14 protein-coding genes are annotated in these 18,628 nt (G+C 62.2%); 13 read left to right on the forward strand and 1 reads right to left on the reverse strand.

Going from position 1 to position 18,628, the window contains the following annotated elements; translation table 11 throughout:
- The first annotated feature begins 16 nt into the window (after positions 1-16).
- From J8C01_RS00920 to J8C01_RS00975, 13 genes are all read left to right on the forward strand, one after another.
- Positions 17-1,480 carry a DUF58 domain-containing protein gene (locus J8C01_RS00920; RefSeq protein WP_211432083.1) on the forward strand — a complete coding sequence of 488 codons (1,464 nt, stop codon included), beginning with the start codon at positions 17-19 and terminating at the stop codon, positions 1,478-1,480.
- A 21-nt stretch (positions 1,481-1,501) separates the two neighbouring features.
- On the forward strand, positions 1,502-2,002 hold the full coding sequence (locus J8C01_RS15545) for an LITAF-like zinc ribbon domain-containing protein (RefSeq protein WP_014098700.1): 501 nt from the start codon (positions 1,502-1,504) through the stop codon (positions 2,000-2,002).
- A 124-nt stretch (positions 2,003-2,126) separates the two neighbouring features.
- Positions 2,127-3,041 (forward strand): pantoate--beta-alanine ligase, encoded by a 915-nt coding sequence (gene panC / locus J8C01_RS00930; RefSeq protein WP_211432084.1) that lies wholly within the window; start codon positions 2,127-2,129, stop codon positions 3,039-3,041.
- Positions 3,042-3,071: 30 nt separating this feature from the next.
- The gene (locus J8C01_RS00935; RefSeq protein WP_211432085.1) at positions 3,072-3,593 is read left to right on the forward strand and encodes a hypothetical protein; all 522 of its coding nucleotides are present in this window, start codon (positions 3,072-3,074) and stop codon (positions 3,591-3,593) included.
- A gap of 1,725 nt (positions 3,594-5,318) precedes the next feature.
- Positions 5,319-8,780 carry a helicase-related protein gene (locus tag J8C01_RS00940; RefSeq protein WP_211432086.1) on the forward strand — a complete coding sequence of 1,154 codons (3,462 nt, stop codon included), beginning with the start codon at positions 5,319-5,321 and terminating at the stop codon, positions 8,778-8,780.
- Positions 8,781-8,944: 164 nt separating this feature from the next.
- Complete coding sequence (locus tag J8C01_RS00945) at positions 8,945-12,241, forward strand: Eco57I restriction-modification methylase domain-containing protein (protein ID WP_249355460.1); 3,297 nt, start codon at positions 8,945-8,947, stop codon at positions 12,239-12,241.
- A 34-nt stretch (positions 12,242-12,275) separates the two neighbouring features.
- Entirely contained in the window at positions 12,276-12,401 is a 126-nt protein-coding gene (locus J8C01_RS15480) for a hypothetical protein (protein ID WP_256444023.1), read from the forward strand.
- Positions 12,402-12,432: 31 nt separating this feature from the next.
- Positions 12,433-13,203, forward strand: coding sequence for a transposase (locus J8C01_RS00950; protein ID WP_211432088.1), 771 nt, complete (start codon positions 12,433-12,435; stop codon positions 13,201-13,203).
- A 35-nt stretch (positions 13,204-13,238) separates the two neighbouring features.
- A complete protein-coding gene (locus tag J8C01_RS00955; protein WP_211432089.1) occupies positions 13,239-13,466 on the forward strand; it encodes a hypothetical protein in 228 nt (75 codons plus the stop codon).
- A 1,060-nt stretch (positions 13,467-14,526) separates the two neighbouring features.
- Positions 14,527-14,883, forward strand: coding sequence for an aspartate 1-decarboxylase (panD, locus tag J8C01_RS00960; RefSeq protein WP_058868315.1), 357 nt, complete (start codon positions 14,527-14,529; stop codon positions 14,881-14,883).
- 66 nt (positions 14,884-14,949) lie between these two features.
- Entirely contained in the window at positions 14,950-15,690 is a 741-nt protein-coding gene (locus tag J8C01_RS00965) for a lysophospholipid acyltransferase family protein (RefSeq protein ID WP_211432090.1), read from the forward strand.
- A gap of 113 nt (positions 15,691-15,803) precedes the next feature.
- A complete protein-coding gene (locus J8C01_RS00970) occupies positions 15,804-16,730 on the forward strand; it encodes a hypothetical protein (protein WP_211432091.1) in 927 nt (308 codons plus the stop codon).
- Positions 16,731-16,757: 27 nt separating this feature from the next.
- A complete protein-coding gene (locus J8C01_RS00975; RefSeq protein WP_211432092.1) occupies positions 16,758-17,678 on the forward strand; it encodes an ABC transporter ATP-binding protein in 921 nt (306 codons plus the stop codon).
- Positions 17,679-17,685: 7 nt separating this feature from the next.
- Here J8C01_RS00975 and J8C01_RS00980 read toward each other — a convergent pair whose 3' ends face one another.
- Complete coding sequence (locus J8C01_RS00980) at positions 17,686-18,501, reverse strand: iron-sulfur cluster-binding protein (RefSeq protein WP_187288391.1); 816 nt, start codon at positions 18,499-18,501, stop codon at positions 17,686-17,688.
- Between the last annotated feature and the right edge of the window lie 127 nt (positions 18,502-18,628).

Below are 18,628 nucleotides of genomic sequence, written 5' to 3' on the forward strand. Positions count from 1 at the left end.
AAGCCTTTGGATTCACATGCTGGCAACTTTCCGCGAGCGCCTCGCTTCGCCTGAATTTCGCGCGGAACTCAAAAGCGCGACCATCGCATTTGTCATCACCAGCCTGCTGTTTGGCAGCTCGCTGCTGTGCCTGGTGCTGGGCTTCCTAATCCAGCTCCTGCCTGCTTATAACGTTGACCTGCTGGCCGAGGTGCTTTTTGCCCTGTCGCTGGGGCTGGCTGCCATTGCCGGGGTGTACGTCATTCCCAGGCTGGCCCGCCGCGTCCGTATGGAGTTGGCCCGCTTGGACATCAGCTATGCTCCGACGCAGGAAACCGCCTTTTTCGTACTGCTGACAGTGGTTGTGGCGCTATCGGCCTTCAACACCGGCAACAATCTGCTGTACCTGATTTTTGCCATTCTCATCAGCGTTATCGTGGCGTCGGGGATTGTCTCGGAAAGCATGCTGCGCGGGTTGACGGTGGGGTTGCGCTTCCCGGAGCACATCCACGCCGGGCAGGCGGCAGTGCTGGAAGTGAGCGTGGCCAATCAGAAACACCTTGTGCCTTCGATGTCGCTGACCGTAGGCGTCCGGGTGTCGCAAAAGGCCGGCCCACGTCTGCCCGCCCGGGACACGGTCAAACGGTGGTGGACGTGGCGCGGGAAGTCGCCAAACAAGCTGCAGAACAGTTCGCCGGCGGACACGACAAAAATGGACAATCTCGTGCACTTCGTCATCGTCGGGCCGCGCGCCAGAGTACGCCAGACCATCGAGCACCGGTTTCCGGCGCGTGGTCAGTACAACATCACGGGTTTCACGGTGACGACGAAGTTTCCCTTTGGCTTTCTGCAGAAGACGCGCCGTTTTGCAGCTTCCGGGACGATTGTGGTGTATCCGGCAGTGGATGCAGCGGTTTCCGTCCCAAAGGCGTTGTCGGAGGCGCTGGGGGCGCGGGAGACGAACCGGCGCGGGCTGGGGGCGGACCTCTACGCCATCCGGCAGTACCGCGATGGCGACCGGCGGCGCGACATTGACTGGAAGGCCACGGCGAAAACGCGCCGGCTTATGGTGCGTGACCGTCTGCGGGAGGATGAGCGTCGGGTGACGGTGCGGTTTGACCCGCGTCCGGCGCGTGATTTGAGCGATGCCGAGTTGGCGGCCTTTGAAACCGGCGTGACCTATGCGGCGTCGCTGCTGAACCGGTTGGTCAAGTCCGGGGTGCTGGTGCGGCTGGTGACACCGGAGGCGGCCACCGAGTTTGGCAACACGCCACGTCACCTGCACGACATGCTGCGGATACTGGCGGTGGTCGAGCCACGGCGGGAAGTCTCCGCGACCGGAAGTGCGCCGAACCTGCCGACGCGGGAGCCAGCGCCGGAGGTGGTGTTTGCGTGGAACGGCCTGCCGGCCGGCGGGCCGGTTCTGGCGCGTATCAGCTTCGATGACCTGCCGCTGGCGGATGACCTGAAGCCGGAAGATAAGGCGAAAAAAGACGTGTAAGGCCACGTCCGAGGAGCAGCCATGATTGTCTGTGTCAACTGTGGACAGGTGAATGAAACGGCTGCCAGCCGGTGTCTGCGCTGCGGGGCTTCGATCTTTGAGTATCCCAGTTACCTGGGTTCGGCTGGGGTTGCGCCGTCCGGTCCGCCGCCAGCTCCGCCCCCGCCGTCAGTGCCACCGCCGAAGCCTGCACCACCGCCACACAAACAGCCGCTGCCGCCGCCATACGGTTCGCCATACGGTGCATCGCAAACGGCGGCTCCTCCGCCAATGCCGTTGCCGCCGCCGGTGTCTCCGCCGTTGGCACATCCGCTGCCGGTTCAGCCCGTGGTGGTGGTTGGCGGTTTTGCGTGTCCTTATTGCCGGACAACCCTGCCGCCGCGCATTACCTATCGCACGTCACCGGCCGGGTGGGTCATTTTCGCCCTGCTGCTGTTGTTGTGCTGGCCGCTGTTTTGGGTTGGTTTTCTGTTTCAGGAAGAGTGTCTCCGGTGCCGCAACTGCGGCCGGCGGCTGGCGTGAGTTGCCGAAAAAACCATTTGCGCCGGTGCAACGCGCTGCGTAAGGTCTCGCCGTCATGCTGGCCGGATGCCGATGATCACTGGTTTTGCCGGTGACGCCTGAAGCTTGTGGAGAGGGGACTGCGATGAAGATCATTCGGGAACCACACGAAATGCAGCAGACGGCGCTGACGTTGCGGGACAAAGCCATTCGCATCGGGCTGGTGCCGACCATGGGGGCTTTCCACGATGGTCATGTTTCCCTGATGCGGCGCGCCAAGCAGGAAAATGACGTGTGCGTGGTGTCGCTTTTCGTCAATCCGCTGCAATTCAACGACCCTTCGGATTTCGAGCGGTATCCGCGCGATGAAGCGGCTGACCTGGAGATTGCCCGCACGGTTGGCGTGGACATTCTGTTCATGCCGAGTGCGGCGGCGATGTATCCGCCCGACGCACAGACCTTTGTGGAGGTGACGCGGGTTTCGCAACCGCTGTGTGGTCGGCATCGTCCCGGACACTTTCGCGGCGTGGCGACGGTCGTGGCGAAGCTGTTGATGATTACGCTGCCGCGCCGGGTCTATTTTGGTCTGAAGGACTATCAGCAGTGCCGCGTGGTGGCGCAGATGGCGCGGGACCTGTACTTTCCGCCGGATTTGGTCTTTTGCCCGACGGTACGGGAAGCCGACGGGCTGGCGATGAGTTCGCGCAACGCCCGGCTTTCGCCGGAAGAGCGGCGCGCGGCCGTGGTGTTGCCCCGGTCGCTGGAGTTGGCGCAGGAACTGTTTGCGGCGGGGGAAACGAATCCGGCGGTGATTCGGGAGCGGGTGCACGGGCAGCTTATGACGGAGCCGCTGGCCGAGGTGGAGTACGTTGAGGTTGTGGATGCTCAGACGCTGGAACCCATCACGGAGATTACCCAACCGGCGCTGGTGGCCATTGCCGCGCACTTTGGCCGGACGCGCCTTATTGACAGCGTAGTGCTGACGCCGCCGCGTCCTGAACCGGAGCCGTCAGCGCCCGACCCGCTGGACATTTCGGACGTGCCTGGCCGCGCCAAGTAGCCATTCATTGGTCATCGCAGGAGAAACATCATGTCAACAAGCCGGTTGCGGTGGATGGGGGTCGTGTGGGTGCTGGCGCTGGCGCTGGCGCTGACGGTTGGGGTGGGCGCTCAGGATGCGGGGCTTCAGGATGCGGGCCGCACGGGGGAAGGGCGGCAGGGGACGATTGTCAACAGCCGGACGGGCTATGCCCAGCTCCTGGGGCGGCACAAGCTCCAGTTGCAGTGGATAAGCTGGTTTGAGCCGAAAAAGTCCGGTGATCTCACGGTGACGGACCGGCAGGGATTGCTCGTGATACAGGGGGCGCAGCGGGACCCGCGAACCGGGGATTTCGTCGAGGTGGATGGCATTGTGACGCGCGTTGAGGACCGGACGTTTGACTTTCGGGGGAGGATCGTCACGCGCGTGAGCCACATCAACGGTGGCGAGCCATGCCTGCGCGAAGGCGATATGACGTTTGCCATCAAGGGGAAGCGGCGTTTCTGGCGGCTGCAGCAGATGGACAACCCGTGTGATGGCGTGACCGATTACGTGGATATTTTCCTGCGCTGATTGCCGGGAGCACGGGCGTCCCGCCCGCATTGGCCCGTATGGGAATGGGGGCATCACCGCGATCCGTGGGTTGAAAACCACGGCATTCAACCGTCGCTGACGCGACGGGCCTGGGAGCGCGGGCGTCCCGCCCGCATTGGCCCGCATGGGAATGGGGGCATCACCGCGATCCGTGGGTTGAAACCCACGGCTAAAATCAGGCGTCACTACGCGACGATGGAGATTCCAATAAATTCAACCGTCGCTACGCGACGCGGGCCGATGCGGCACGTTTTCCCTGCGCGAGGGGGGCAACCTGGCGGGGTGGTGGCTGCCCGTACGCAACGATGGAGATTGGGGGATGCCCACGGAAATGCGGGGTGGGAATACCTACGGGCCGCGAAGTGGGAACGGGCCGCGAAGTGGGAAACCATGCCGCGTCAGCGGCAACTGAATTTAGCCGTGGGTTTCAACCCACGGATCGGGGGGGCAACCCACGGAGGAGATTTGGGGATGCCCACGGAAATGGGGGGTGGGGATACCCACGGGCCGCGAAGTGGGAAACCATGCCGCGTCAGCGGCAACTGAATTTAGCCGTGGGTTTCAACCCACGGATTCGGGGGGGCAACCCACGGAGGAGATTTGGGGATGCCCACGGAAATGGGGGTTGGGGATACCCACGGGCCGCGAAGGGAAACCATGCCGCGTCAGCGGCAACTGAATTTAGCCGTGGGTTTCAACCCACGGATCGGGGGGGTAACCCACGGAGGAGATTTGGGGATGCCCACGGAAATGGGGGTTGGGGATACCCACGGGCCGCGAAGGGAAACCATGCCGCGTCAGCGGCAACTGAATTTAGCCGTGGGTTTTTCAACCCACAGATCGTGGGGGGCAACCCACGGATCACGTCGCCCCTCCAATTGTTTCCCGTCGCATAGCGACGGATGAGTGCCACCGGCGGGGAGCGTTTCGATGCGTTGCGCAATCCGTGCAGGCGGGACGCCCGCGCGCCCAGGCGCGTCGCGTTAGCGACGATTGAATTTAGCCCGGCGTTTCAACGCCGGGAAAACGGTGTCACATCGCCCCGCGTCGCGTAGCGACGCCTGAAATCCATCGTGGGTTCAAACCCGCGACGGATTTCAACCCCCGGATTGTGTGATGCCCAATGCCCACGCGGGCGGGACGCCCGCGCTCCCAGGAGCCGTGGGTTGTGAAACCCATCATGGGTTGAAAAAACACGCCTCAATTCAACCGTCGCTGACGCGACGGGGGTGTGGGGGCACCGCGTCCGTGGGTTGAAACCCACGGCTAAAATCAGGCGTCGCTACGCGACGAGCCTGGGAGCGCGGGCGTCCCGCCCGCACAGGAACCACAGCTCTGAGAGTGCGGGCGTTCCGCCACACAGAAAAAGCATGGTCATCCCTTTTGCCAGAAGGAAAGCCTCGATTTCCCAAGGCCTTATCCCAGAGCAAGCCTGTCCGGGGCTGTCGTGCTTCAGGGAAAGAGGTTTGCAAGTTTTTCAGGAAACTTGTTGACCCCTCGTTGCCCCTGAGCCTTCACTTTTTGCAATAAACCTGCTGGCGCATTATCTTCCGGGCCAAAGAAGCGACAGAAAAGCCCTACGCGCATTTCAGTGACAGGTGCTGCCCACGGCCCGGCTGATGGCCCGGATGACACCAGCCGGAGGGCAGCAAAGGCAGGCTCTGTCCCTTCACAGAAAACAGCCTCACCTGATGCGGGAAAGATATGCCCCAAATTTACGACAACATCGAGTCGCCGCTGGTTGAAGGGCTGCGCCGCATCCTCCCGGAAGCTGTCGCATGCTCGTTCTGCGTTGGCTATCTAAACCTGCGCGGCTGGGACCAGTTGGCCGACTCCATCGAACATCTGGGCGGCTCGGACGAACATCACGCATGTCGCATCCTCGTGGGCATGCATCGCCCGCCGGACGAGGAAATGCGGCTTTTGCAGGGCATCCATCGCCAGACCGGGGCAACCGGCCAGCCGTCCCTGCCCATTGACGGTCCGACTGCCGCGCGCCTCAGACGCCGCATCACCGAGAGCTTCAAGGAACAGCTTGAATTCGGCGTGCCTTCCAATGCTGCCGAACGTACGCTGCAACAGTTGGCCCGGCAGCTCCGGGAACGAAAAGTCTTCATCCGGGCCTTCCTGCGCTATCCGCTCCACGCCAAGCTCTATCTGGTCAGGCGCAAGGACAAAGTCACGCCGCTCATCGGCTTTGTCGGGAGCAGCAACCTCACGCTGGCCGGGCTTTCCCGGCAGGGTGAACTCAACGTGGATGTGGTTGAGCAGGATGCCGCACGCAAACTTCAGGACTGGTTTGATGAACGATGGAAGGATGACTGGGCTGTTGATCTCTCCAGCGAACTGGCCGAGTTGATTGACCAGAGTTGGGCGCGCAAAGAACTCATCCGCCCTTACTTGATTTACCTCAGAATCGCCTATCACCTCTCGGAAGATGCGCGCCAGGGCGAACATGAGTTCAAGATGCCGTCCATGTTTCGCGATGTGCTGCTGGATTTCCAGAAAGCTGCTGTGTCTCTTGCGGCAAAGAAGCTCCATCGTCATGGTGGTGTGTTGCTTGGCGATGTGGTGGGTCTGGGGAAAACATTGATGGCAACTGCCATCGCCCGCCTGATGCAGGAAGACAGCGGCGACAATACACTGGTCATCTGCCCGCCAAAACTCGCCCCTATGTGGGACCGCTACATGCAGGAGTACCAGATCGCCGGGCGGGTGCTCTCCATCGGACGCGCCATCAGTGAACTGCCCGGCCTCCCGCGCTACCGGCTGGTCATCATTGACGAAAGCCACAACCTGCGTAACCGCGAGGGCGAACGCTACAAAGCCATCCAGGAGTACATCGCGCAGAATGAATCCCGGGTGCTGCTGCTCACCGCAACGCCCTACAACAAGCACTACACCGACATCAGCAACCAGCTTCGCCTGTTTCTCGATGAAGACCGGGACCTGCACGTGCGCCCGGAACGCTACTTCCAGTGGCTGGCACGGGAACGGGGTGAGACAGAAGCCGACTTTATTGCTCGCTTCCAGACTTCCCCGCACAGCCTGCGGGCGTTTGAACAGAGCTTTTTTTCCGAAGACTGGCAGGACCTCATGCGGCTGTTTCTGGTCAGACGCACCCGCCAGTTCATCATCCGGCACTACGCCGAATTTGACGCGGCAAGCGGCCGCCACTACGTCCGGCTCAACGGTCAACCCCACTACTTCCCGGCGCGCCAGCCCAAACGGGTTGATTTCGCAATTGACGAAGCAGACCCCGCCGACCAGTACGCCCGGCTCTTCCGCGATGAAGTGGTGAAGGTCATCGAAGACCTCGCGTTGCCACGGTACGGGCTGGCCAACTACCTCAAGCCCAAGGCTGAAAAAGGCGCTTCCGCCGAAGAAAAGCGCATCCTTGCCAACCTCAACCGCGCCGGCAAGCGCCTGATCGGTTTTTGCCGCACCAATCTCTTCAAGCGCCTCGAATCGAGCGGCCAGAGCTTTTTGCTCTCGGTGCAGCGCCACATGGTGCGGAACCTCATCACCCTCCACGCGCTCGAAAACAACCTGCCCATTCCCATCGGCACACAGGACGCCGCCATGCTGGACACAGCCATGAGCGACGCCGACGAAGCAGCGGTGGAAATTTCCGATTCCGACAACATAGAAGTGACCGAAGCCACGGAAACTCCGGCCCAAAAGAAGGGAACGTGGGACGAGTACCAAAAGCGCGCCGGGGAAATCTACAAAGCTTACCGACAGAATCATCACCATCGGTTTGACTGGCTGGGTTCCAGATTTTTCCTCCCCCAACTGGCGGACGCCCTGCGCTCCGATACACATGCCCTACACCGTATTCTGGAGATCGCGGGGCAGTGGCAGCCTGCGGCAGATACCAAGCTTCATGCGCTGCTTGAGCTGCTCAGAACCCACCGCGATGAAAAAGTGCTTGTCTTCACGCAGTTTGCCGACACCGCGCTGTACCTCCACGGGCAGCTTCGCGCCACCGGCATGGAAGAAGTTGCCGTGCTGACCAACCAGGTGGGCGATCCGGTCACACTGGCCCGCCGCTTCAGTCCCTCCACCAATGGCGGGTTGGCTGCCGGGGAAACCGGACTGCGGGTGCTCATCGCCACCGATGTGCTGGCCGAGGGCCAGAACCTGCAGGATGCACACATTGTGGTCAACTACGACCTGCCATGGGCCATCGTCCGGCTCATCCAGCGCGCCGGGCGGATTGATCGCATCGGCCAGAAGCACGACACGATCCTTATCTACTCATTCTGGCCGGCCGAAGGGGTTGAGAAAATCATCCGCCTGCGCCAGAGGCTTGTCGCCCGTCTCCAGCAGCATCAGGAAGTCATCGGCAGTGATGATTCCTTCTTCGGCGAAGCCGCCGCGCAACGCCTGCGTGACCTCTACACGGAAAAAGCCGGCACGCTCGACGACGAAGGCGCCGATGAAGACATTGATCTGGCCAGCCTCGCCCTGCAGGTGTGGAACAGCGCCTCTGCCGACGACCGGAAGGCATGCCTGTCCCTGCCGCCGATTGTCTCAGCCACCCGTGCATTGCGTTGTAGTGGCGAACGGCCGTTTGCCCCTGCAGACGGCCCGCCCGGCGTCGTCACCTATCTGCGCTACCCGGACGGCACCGATGCCCTCATCCGCGTGGATGAACATGGCAGCCTTGTGTCGCAGTCGCTTTCAGCCATCTTCCGCGACATTGCCTGCCCGCCGGAAACACCTCCGCTGGAGCGGACCGAACAGCATCACGAACTGGTGGCACGCTGCGTCGAGATGGCGACGGAAGAGCATGTCACAGGCGGTCATCTTGGCAGCCTGCGCAGCGTACGGCGCAAACTCTGGGAGCGTTTGAACAAATACCGCGATCGCCTGAAAGCAGGTGAGGGCGAATTGCCCTTCGCCCCTGCCGTCTCACCCGACCGGCTTCAGCAGCTCGATGCGGTGCTCGACATGATTTGGTGGTATCCGCTCAAGAGCGCCGCCCGGGAAGCCATCAGCCGGCAAATGCGGCTGGGCATTGCCGACCCCGATCTGCTCGATATGGTTGCCCGCCGCGCCGGGGAGGACAACCTCTGTGAAATCCGCGAAAAAGAAGCGGATGAATCCGCCGGGCCGCACATCATCTGCTCATTGGGACTGATTGCCACGGGAGCGAAGTGATGAACCATCTGGAGCGCATTCGTCAAATCCTGGAGTCATGCGGGCAACGGCCGAAGGACGTTCCGGCGCTGATCACTTCACTTTTTTGCGAAAAACTGATGTGGGGCCACCCGCATGGGCTGAAGCCGCGCAAACTGCAACTGAACGCCCCTGTCTCGTGCGAAGTGACCGCTGCACCCGTAGCCCAGATGAGCGGGTTGCCGGTGTACATGATGGACTGGCCCGATGACAGACTGCCCACAACCACGGCCCGGCGCGCCGTCCAGCGGGCACTCGCCCCAACCCATGCCGAACATCTGCTGGTGTATGTCGCCCGGAACCGGTGCCAGCTTGCCTTCACCTGGGCGCGCAAACGCTCGGACGGAAAGATTGAACTGCGCACCCTGCCCTACGAAGTCGGCTCGCCGGCCCGCACCACCGTCGAGCGGCTGGCGGAGCTGGCCTTCAGCCTCGATGAACTCCACGCCGGCGAACCGCCGATTACCCGCGTCACCGATAAACTCACCACGGCGTTCAGCGTGGAGGCGGTCACAAAACGGTTCTATCAGGAAGTGGCCAACTGGTACTTCTGGGCACTGGATCACGTACGCTTTCCCCAAGATGCGCCCAAAACCGACGGCAAGGACCACGTAAGCCTCATCCGCCTGATCACCCGGCTGATCTTCTGCTGGTTTCTCAGGGAAAAGGGGCTCCTTCCGGCAAGGCTCTTCGATCCGAAATCGCTGCCCGCCCTGCTCAATGGTTTTGCGCCGGATGAAGACACACCCTCGGTTTTCTACAAAGCCATCCTGCAAAATCTGTTCTTTGCCACGCTGAACACAGAGACGGACAAGCGCGGTTGGGCCAAGGACGGGCAGAACTTCATGGCGCACAACCTCTACCGGCACAGGGAACTGTTCCAGAACCCGGAGACAGCTCTGGAACTGTTCAGGGATATCCCCTTTCTCAACGGCGGTTTGTTCGAGTGCCTCGACCATATCGAAGGCACAAAGAGCAACCCCCGCTACATCCGCATGGACGGCTTCTCCCGGCGTCCTGACAGTCAGCCGGTTGTGCCGGATGTACTCTTCTTCGGCGATGAGCGGGAAGTCGATCTGAGCCACGCCTACGGCGAAACGCGCTACCGCCGCGCCCGCGTGCGGGGGCTGATCCATACGCTGGCTTCCTACAACTTCACGCTCACCGAAAACACGCCGTTCGATCAGGAAGTAGCGCTTGACCCGGAGCTGCTGGGGCAGGTTTTCGAGAACCTGCTGGCAGCCTACAACCCGGAAACCCGTACGACGGCGCGCAAAGCCACCGGCTCCTACTACACCCCGCGTGAGATTGTGGACTACATGGTGGATGAAGCCCTTATTGCCGTCCTGAAAACCAGACTGGAAGCTACATTTCCCGACACCAAAAACGTTGAAGACCGTCTCCGCCATCTTTTCGCGTACAACGACGAACCGCACCAGTTCACGGATGCTGAAGTTGAAGCGCTCATCCACGCCATTGACCATCTGAAGATTCTCGATCCGGCGTGCGGGTCCGGCGCGTTCCCCATGGGCATCCTGCACCGGCTGGTGTTTGTTCTCGGCAAGCTCGACCCCAACAATGCGCGCTGGAAAGAGCGCCAGATTGCCAAGGCCCAGGAAATCCCCGATGCCACCGTACGCGAAAAGGTCATTGCCGACATCGAAGCGTCCTTCACGTCCAACGAACTCGACTACGGGCGCAAGCTCTACCTGATTGAAAACTGCATTTACGGCGTGGACATCCAGCCCATCGCCGTCCAGATTGCCAAGCTGCGTTTCTTTATCTCGCTGGTCGTGGATCAGCGGGTCAATCCGAAGGCGAAAAACCTCGGCATTCGGGCGCTGCCCAATCTGGAGACCCGCTTTGTGGCGGCCAACACGCTCATTGGCATTGCGCGGCCGCGGCAGCTTGCCTTCCGCAATCCGAAGATTGATGAACTGGAGCGCGAACTGGCACAGGTGCGCGCCGCCCACTTCACCGCCAAAACGCCCACCACCAAGCGCAAATACCGCGAACGCGACGCCGCGTTGCGCGCTGAGATTGCCGAAATACTGAAGACTGACGGCTGGGACGACCAAACCGCCCGCCTGCTCGCCGCGTGGGACCCCTACGACCAGAACGCCTCGGCGCCCTTTTTCGATGCAGAGTGGATGTTTGGCATCCGCGACGGCTTTGACATCGTCATCGGCAACCCGCCATACGTACGGCAGGAGGAGATCAAGGAGTTGAAGCCGTTGCTGCAAGCCCAAGGGTATCACTGCTATACCGGCACGGCCGACCTCTATGTGTATTTCTACGAGCGCGCCCTCGATCTTCTTCGCGACGGCGGCATTCTGTCCTTTATTTCCAGCAACAAGTTTTTCCGCTCCGCCTACGGTCAGAAGCTGCGCGAACTTCTCGCCCGCCAGACCATGCACTGCATCATTGATTTCGGCGATGCGCCGGTCTTCACAGCCATCGCCTATCCGACCATTCTTGTCCTGAGCAAAGCACCAACGGCTGACTCCCAACTCCGCGCTCTGAACTGGCAGCCCGGGCCGCCGGTGGAGGAATTTCCCCATATCTTTCGCACCCACAGCTTTCTGCTTGCCCAACGCGAACTTCGCCCCGACGGCTGGCGACTGGAATCACCCGTCGCTCTCCATCTGCTGGACAAACTTCGTGCCGCCGGCACACCGCTGGGCGAACATGTCAACGGGCGGCTTTATCGCGGTATTGTAACTGGCTTGAACGAAGCCTTTGTGGTGAACCGCGACACCCGCAACCGTCTCATCGCCGAACATCCTTCATCCGCCGACGTGCTCAAGCCTTTCCTTCGCGGCCGTGACATCAAACGCTGGCGGGTGGAACCGCAGGATTTGTGGCTCATCTTCACCAGGCGTGGGATCAACATCAAAGAGTATCCGGCTGTTTACGAGCATCTTCTGCCTTTCAAAAAGCGTCTGATGCCCGGTGTGCCCGGCGGCAGGAAGCCCGGCAGCTACGAGTGGTATGAAATCCAAGACAACATTGCCTACTGGCAGGAATTCGAGCGGCCGAAGGTTGTAATTCCAGCCATTGAGAAGACGGTGGCGTATGCGCCTGACCTTGCAGGTCATTACAGTAACGACAAGACGACCATCTGTGTGAGCGAACAGTTCAAATGCCTGCTTGCAATACTGAATTCAAGTCCAATGTGGTGGTTTATTCGTTCTATTGCAGCCACCAAACAGGGCGGATTTTACGAGTTCAAACCGATGTATGTTGGCCAAATCCCTATCCCATCCACCTCACAAGCAGATAAGGCAGCACTGGAGGCATTGGTGGACAGGATTCTGGCGGCAAAACAGGCCAATCCACATGCGGATGTGACGAACCTGGAACGCGAGATTGACGAACACGTCTATCGTCTTTACGGGCTGACGCCGGATGAAATCAGGATTGTGGAAGAGAGTTTGAAGTAACGACCGTGGGGCGGTCTGTAAACGATGCATGTCCATGCCATGCGATGACGTGGGATCGGACGAATGGCTGGTTACGCCCAACCGTCAACCGCGCTGCACATGGCAACCATCCCTGTACCGCGCCCGTAACCTGCACTCCAACCGCCCCGACCACGATTGAGACAACGCAAAACGACGCGAAAATCGTACCAATGCCCTACGACCCCGCCAGACATCACCGTCGTTCCATTCGCCTGCAAGGGTACGATTACACCCGGCCAGGGGCGTATTTCGTCACCATCGTCACGCAGGGGCGGGCGTGTCTGTTCGGCGAGGTGGTGGCGGGCGAGATGCGAATGAACGACGCAGGGCGGATGGTTCAGCAGGTGTGGGATGAATTGGCGTTGTTTTATGAGGGCGTACAGACCGATGCGTTCATTGTGATGCCCAACCATGTGCACGGCATCATCATTTTGACCGGCAACGTACGGGCAACCCCCCACGTCCACCCCGACGAAATGAACGTAGGGGCAACCCCCCGTGGTTGCCCCACAACCCCCCGTGGTTGCCCCACAACCCCCCGTGGTTGCCCCAATCCCCAATCGGGGCCTGGGCAGGCACGGGGGCCTGCCCCAACATCGGGATCGGGGCAGGCACGGGGGCCTGCCCCAACATCGGGATCAGGGCAGGCACGGGGGCCTGCCCCTACCGCCGCAACCGCCCCCACGTTGGGATTGCCGGATGTGGTGCACCGGTTCAAAACCATGACCACCAAACGCTATGCCGACGGGGTACGGGCAAACCAATGGCCACCCTTTCCCGGCCGCCTGTGGCAACGCAACTACTACGAACACATCATCCGTGACGACCAATCCTGGCAGCGCATCCGCGAATACATCCTGACCAACCCCCTGCGCTGGCATCTGGACCGTGAACGGGACATCGGCGCTGACCCATTGGATGTGATTGGGGACGGCACGTGAAAACGTCGTAGTCGTGACGGCACACAAAACGGTGCATGAAAACGTTGGGGAACGTGGTGGTTATGGTTGCGGTAGGGGCGACCGGCCGGTCGCCCCTACCACCCATCACAACCATAGCCATGCATTACGGCGTCTCCCCAACCGCGATGCACAACGCGCGGGCGGGACGCCCGCGCTCCCAGGCGCGTCGCGTAGCGACGATTGAATTTAGCCCGGCGTTTCAACGCCGGGAAAACGGTGTCACATCGCCCCGCGTCGCGTAGCGACGCCTGAAGTCCACCGTGGGTTCAAACCCGCGACGGATTTCAACCCCCGAATCGTGTGATGCCCCATGCCCACGCGGGCGGGACGCCCGCGCTCCCAGGAAAGGATACCCGCGCGCCCAGGCGCGTCGCGTTAGCGACGATTGAATTTAGCCCGGCGTTTCAACGCCGGGAAAACGGTGTCACATCGCCCCGCGTCGCGTAGCGACGCCTGAAGTCCATCGTGGGTTCAAACCCGCGACGGATTTCAACCCCCGGATTGTGTGATGCCCCATGCCCACGCGGGCAAGATGCCCGCGCTTCCAAGCAAGCGGGCAAGATGCCCACGCTCCCAGGAAAGGACGCCCGCGCTCCCAGGCGCGTCGCGTTAGCGACGATTGAATTTAGCCCGGCGTTTCAACGCCGGGAAAACGGTGTCACATCGCCCCGCGTCGCGTAGCGACGCCTGAAATCCATCGTGGGTTCAAACCCGCGACGGATTTCAACCCCCGGATTGTGTGATGCCCCATGCCCACGCGGGCAGGACGCCCGCGCTCCCAGGAAAGGATACCCGCGCGCCCAGGCGCGTCGCGTTAGCGACGATTGAATTTAGCCCGGCGTTTCAACGCCGGGGAAACGGTGTCACATCGCCCCGCGTCGCGTAGCGACGCCTGAAATCCATCGTGGGTTCAAACCCGCGACGGATTTCAACCCCCGAATCGTGTGATGCCCAATGCCCACGCGGGCGGGACGCCTGCGCGCCCAGGCGCGTCGCGTTAGCGACGATTGAATTTAGCCCGGCGTTTCAACGCCGGGAAAACGGTGTCACATCGCCCCGCGTCGCGTAGCGACGCCTGAAATCCACCGTGGGTTCAAACCCGCGACGGATTTCAACCCCCGAATCGTGTGATGCCCTATGCCCACGCGGGCGGGACGCCCGCGCTCCCAGGGACGCATGCGCTCCCGGCAAGAAAAACATGCACGCCACACGCCGGATTCCGCTATGTTTTGCCGACCGAAATTTCTCCAACACATGCGCCGTACCCTTCAGCCAAAGGACGGCACACCCATCTGACCGCCTATGTTCCGCCTGATGCACAAATCCAAAATTCACCGCGCCACGGTGACCGAAGCCAACCTCAACTACACCGGCAGCCTGACCGTTGACCAGGACCTGCTCGATGCCGCCGACATCCTCCCCAACGAAAAAGTCTCCGTCGTCAACATCAACACCGGCGCCCGCTTCGAGACCTACGCCATTTCCGGCCCACGCGGCTCCGGCACCATCTGCCTCAACGGCGCCGCCGCGCGGCTCGGTACACCCGGCGATCTCGTCATCATCATTTCCTACGGGCTGTTTACCGACGAGGAAGCCCGCCACCTCAAACCCCGCGTCGTCAAGGTGGATGCCCACAACCGCCCGCTGCCCGAAGCGTAGGCGCTCCACAGCGCAGGCGCTTCAAAGCATAGGCATTCCATAAGCATCCAGGTCACGCTCCAGCCCGTGCTGCCGGCCCAGCCTTCACCGCTCTTTCAGCGCGTCGTCCACGCCTACAACCAACACCTGCTACGCCGCGCCTTCCACGCCGTCTGGTGGCGCGGCGTTGACGTGTTCACCGCCGAACCACGCCGGCCGCTGCTCATCTACGCCAACCATCCGGGATGGTGGGACCCCCTGCTGGCCTTCTTTGTCGTCCGCCGTACCGGACGCGACGGCTACATGATGGGCGAGGAAACCACGCTCCGTACCTTCCGGTTTTTCCGCTGGATGGGCGGCTTTTCCGTCAACCGCGCCGATGCCCGCGACGTAGCCCGGTCCATCCGCTATGCCAGTGAACGCCTGGCGGCTCCCTCAACCGCCCTGTGGATTTTCCCCCAGGGCGAAATCGTCCCGCCCGACAAACGCCCCGTGACTTTTCTGCCCGGCACAGCCCACATCCTGCGCCGGACAACCGCCTGCATCGCCGTTCCGACCGCCATCCGCTACGAGTTCCACGACCAGCCGCGCCCCGAAGTGTTTCTCGATTTCGGTCCCGGTGAACTGATCCGTGGCGCCGAAGTCCACGACATCACCGCGCTGACCTGCCATCTGCAAGCCCGGCTGACCGAACGCATGGATGCCCTGCGCGATGCCGTCTGGGAACGCCGCCCGGAAGGATTTTCCCTGGCGCTGCGCGGACAACGCTCCATCAGCGATCGCTACGCCGCTGTCGTTGCCCGGCTGACCGGAAAACGCACCGGATGAACAAATCTTTACCCTGCCCACAGACCGGAAGGCTTGCGCCGGCAACATGTCCGTGTCATACAAAAACCGGTTTCAGAAGCCTGATTTCCATTGCCAGCAAGGAGCCAAAGCCAATGTCTGAAGGCGTTTTTTCCGTCCGCCGCCCGGTCTGGTGGGCGGCTGCCGTCGGTGGAGTGTTCGTCTCGGCCGCACTGTTTTCCCCAACGGTACGCGCCGTCGGACAGTCCTTTCTGGACGCTTTCCGCCTGCCGCGTGTCGTCGCCATCGGTCTCGATGACCAGCAGATGACCGCCCTGCGGGAGCGCCTCAACCGCGTACAGTCGAAGTTTGACCTGCCGGCGCTCGTCGCTGAAAACGTCGAAGTCGCAGAGCCAACGGTCAGGTCCGCGCGGGTGAACTCAGCCAGGGAAGCCGGTCAGGTGGCGGGTATGGCTGTCCGTACGCCGGCATGGTTGCCGGAGGGCGTCACCATGCAGGACATGCGCGCCACGTCCAGCGGCGGCGGCGCGCGCTTCAAGGTGGACGTTGGCTTTGCCAATCAGGTGCTCGACTTCCTCGAACTGCGGGATGCCCTGCTGCCGGCTTCACTCGACGGCCAAACCATTGCCTTCCGGCTGGGCGGGCGCGTGGAAACCAGCTTTGCCCGTGGCGACGAACACCGGTTCGCGCTGGTGCAGGCGCGCCTGCCCGAAGTCAGCCTGCCGGAAGGGACATCGCTGACGCCGTTTGGCTACGCCTACCTGCGGATGCTCGGCATGGATGCCGAAGCCGCCCACCGCGTCGCCGCCACGACCGACTGGCGTTCGACCTTCGTGCTGCCCATCCCGGCCCGCTTCCACGATCTGCAACAGGTCATCGTGCGCGGGCAGCCGGGCTTTCTGCTGACACCGCACGCCGTTGAAGAAGCGCCACGGCGCAACCGTCGCTGGCAGCCAGCGCGGGCAACAACGCTGGCCTGGACGGAAGGCGACCAGGTGTTCGTCCTGAGCGGCAACCTGACCGAACAGGAAGCTCTCACCATCGCCGGCGCGTTGCAGTAGGGGCCGGAGCCGGTTCCGGGGCTGGCTGTGACCGCCGGAAACTGGGTGATTGAAGCGGAAGGTCTGCGCAAGGTGTTCGGCCGCAAGGTGGCTGTCGCCGACCTTTCGCTGCGCGTGGCTGCCGGCGAGGTGTTCGGGTTTCTCGGCCCGAACGGCGCGGGCAAGACCACGGCCATGAAAATGCTGCTCGGCCTCGTCCATCCGACGGCCGGGCGCGGCTTCATTCTGGGGCATCCCGTCGGCTCACGCGAAGCGCGCCGGTGGGTTGGGTTTCTTCCCGAACACTTCCGCTTTCACGACTGGATGACCGGCCGTGAGCTGCTCGACTTTCACGGGCAACTGCACGGGCTGCCGGCCGCTGCACGCGCCGGGCGCATCAAGACCCTGCTGGCCGAGGTGGATTTGACCGATGCCGCCGACCGCCCGGTGGGGGCCTACAGCAAGGGCATGCAGCAGCGGTTGGGGCTGGCCCAGGCGCTCATCCATCAGCCCAAAGTGGTTTTTCTCGATGAGCCAACGTCCGGGCTTGATCCCATTGGGCGCATCCTCGTGCGCGACATCATCCTGCGGCTGCGCAATGAAGGCGTCACGGTCTTTTTCAACTCCCACATTCTGGGCGATGTCGAAGCCGTCTGCGACCGCGTTGTGTTTCTCAAACGTGGCCGGGTGGTTCACGAAACCGCACTGCGGGAGGGACTCACACCGGAACTGCACCTGCACCTTGGCGAAGTCTCACCTGAACTCATCCGGGGGCTGGCTGCCTTCGGCCGCGTGCTGCGTACGGCAGAACGTGAAGTCTGGCTGCAACTGGAACAGGAAACCGCCGTGCCGGGCATCGTCCGCTGGCTGGTTGAACATGGGGCGGCGGTCTATGGCGTACGGGTGCAGCGCCCGTCACTCGAATCCCTGTTTCTGGAAACCATGGGGCCGGAAGAACGCGCCGGCTAGCGGTGGCTCACGTCCATTCGAGTTCGTCGGCGCGGAAAACCGGGCCTTCAACACATGCCCGGCGGTAGTCCGTCGCGCCGTCCTGACCCCTGACGGCAACAACGCATCCGACACAGACGCCAAAGCCACAGGCCATGCGTTCCTCAACCGAAACGTAGGTCAGTATGCAGGCCGCAGCCGTCAGCGCCGCCACCCGCTCCAGCATCGGCCCGGGGCCGCAGGCATAGACCACGAACTTCCCGCTGCGTACTTCATCCGCGTGGTCATGAAGAAACCGCTCGAAGGGTGTGGTGACAAAGCCCCTGACGCCGCGTGAGCCATCATTCGTGGCGACATGAACCGGAATACCCAGCGCGGTGAAATCCTCCAGCCCGATGAGGTCCACGGTGGAGCGTCCGCCGAGAAACAGGCGCGTGGCTACCTGTTCCCGCTTGAGCTGTTCGGCCAGCGCAAGCAGCGCTGCACTCCCGACACCGCCGGCAACGAGCAGGGCTTCGCGTCCGCCAACGGCTACGGGGGCAATGTCGAACGGCCGCCCCAGCGGAAGCAGCGCCTGCACGGCATCGCCCGCGTGTACGCGCCGCAACGCCTGAGTGCCGCGCCCGAAGACCTGATAGATGAACTCAACCTGGCTGCCGGCCCCGCTGCGCCGCAGGCGGTAAATCGCCATGGCGCGTCGCCACATGGGGTCAAGTGCACCGGCCGGTTTGAGCATGGCGAACTGTCCCGGCGCAAATGTGAGCGGTTCCGCCGCCGTCAGCGTGAGGTGGCCGTAGCTGCCAAACGTACGGTGTCCGGTGACGGTGAGCCTGATGTCCTGCACGGCAATCCTCCGGTCTGAAAAACCCGTTTTCCGACAAAAACATGCCGCCGCAACATGGTCAACCGGAACGTTCGGCGTGAGCAGGATTTGCTCGGCGGGCTTGCATCCGGGGGCGCTGCAAGGTAGC

This window comes from Chloracidobacterium sp. D, assembly GCF_018304685.1.
In the GTDB taxonomy this organism is placed as follows: Bacteria; Acidobacteriota; Blastocatellia; order Chloracidobacteriales; family Chloracidobacteriaceae; genus Chloracidobacterium; species Chloracidobacterium thermophilum.

Bases quoted from the DNA above. Each gene is read 5' to 3' on its own strand.
- J8C01_RS00920 (WP_211432083.1), top strand. From the start codon at position 17: ATGCTGGCAACTTTCCGCGAGCGCCTCGCTTCGCCTGAATTTCGCGCG.
- J8C01_RS15545 (WP_014098700.1), top strand. From the start codon at position 1,502: ATGATTGTCTGTGTCAACTGTGGACAGGTGAATGAAACGGCTGCCAGC.
- panC (WP_211432084.1), top strand. From the start codon at position 2,127: ATGAAGATCATTCGGGAACCACACGAAATGCAGCAGACGGCGCTGACG.
- J8C01_RS00935 (WP_211432085.1), top strand. From the start codon at position 3,072: ATGTCAACAAGCCGGTTGCGGTGGATGGGGGTCGTGTGGGTGCTGGCG.
- J8C01_RS00940 (WP_211432086.1), top strand. From the start codon at position 5,319: ATGCCCCAAATTTACGACAACATCGAGTCGCCGCTGGTTGAAGGGCTG.
- J8C01_RS15480 (WP_256444023.1), top strand. From the start codon at position 12,276: ATGCCATGCGATGACGTGGGATCGGACGAATGGCTGGTTACGCCCAAC.
- J8C01_RS00950 (WP_211432088.1), top strand. From the start codon at position 12,433: ATGCCCTACGACCCCGCCAGACATCACCGTCGTTCCATTCGCCTGCAA.
- J8C01_RS00955 (WP_211432089.1), top strand. From the start codon at position 13,239: ATGAAAACGTTGGGGAACGTGGTGGTTATGGTTGCGGTAGGGGCGACC.
- panD (WP_058868315.1), top strand. From the start codon at position 14,527: ATGTTCCGCCTGATGCACAAATCCAAAATTCACCGCGCCACGGTGACC.
- J8C01_RS00970 (WP_211432091.1), top strand. From the start codon at position 15,804: ATGTCTGAAGGCGTTTTTTCCGTCCGCCGCCCGGTCTGGTGGGCGGCT.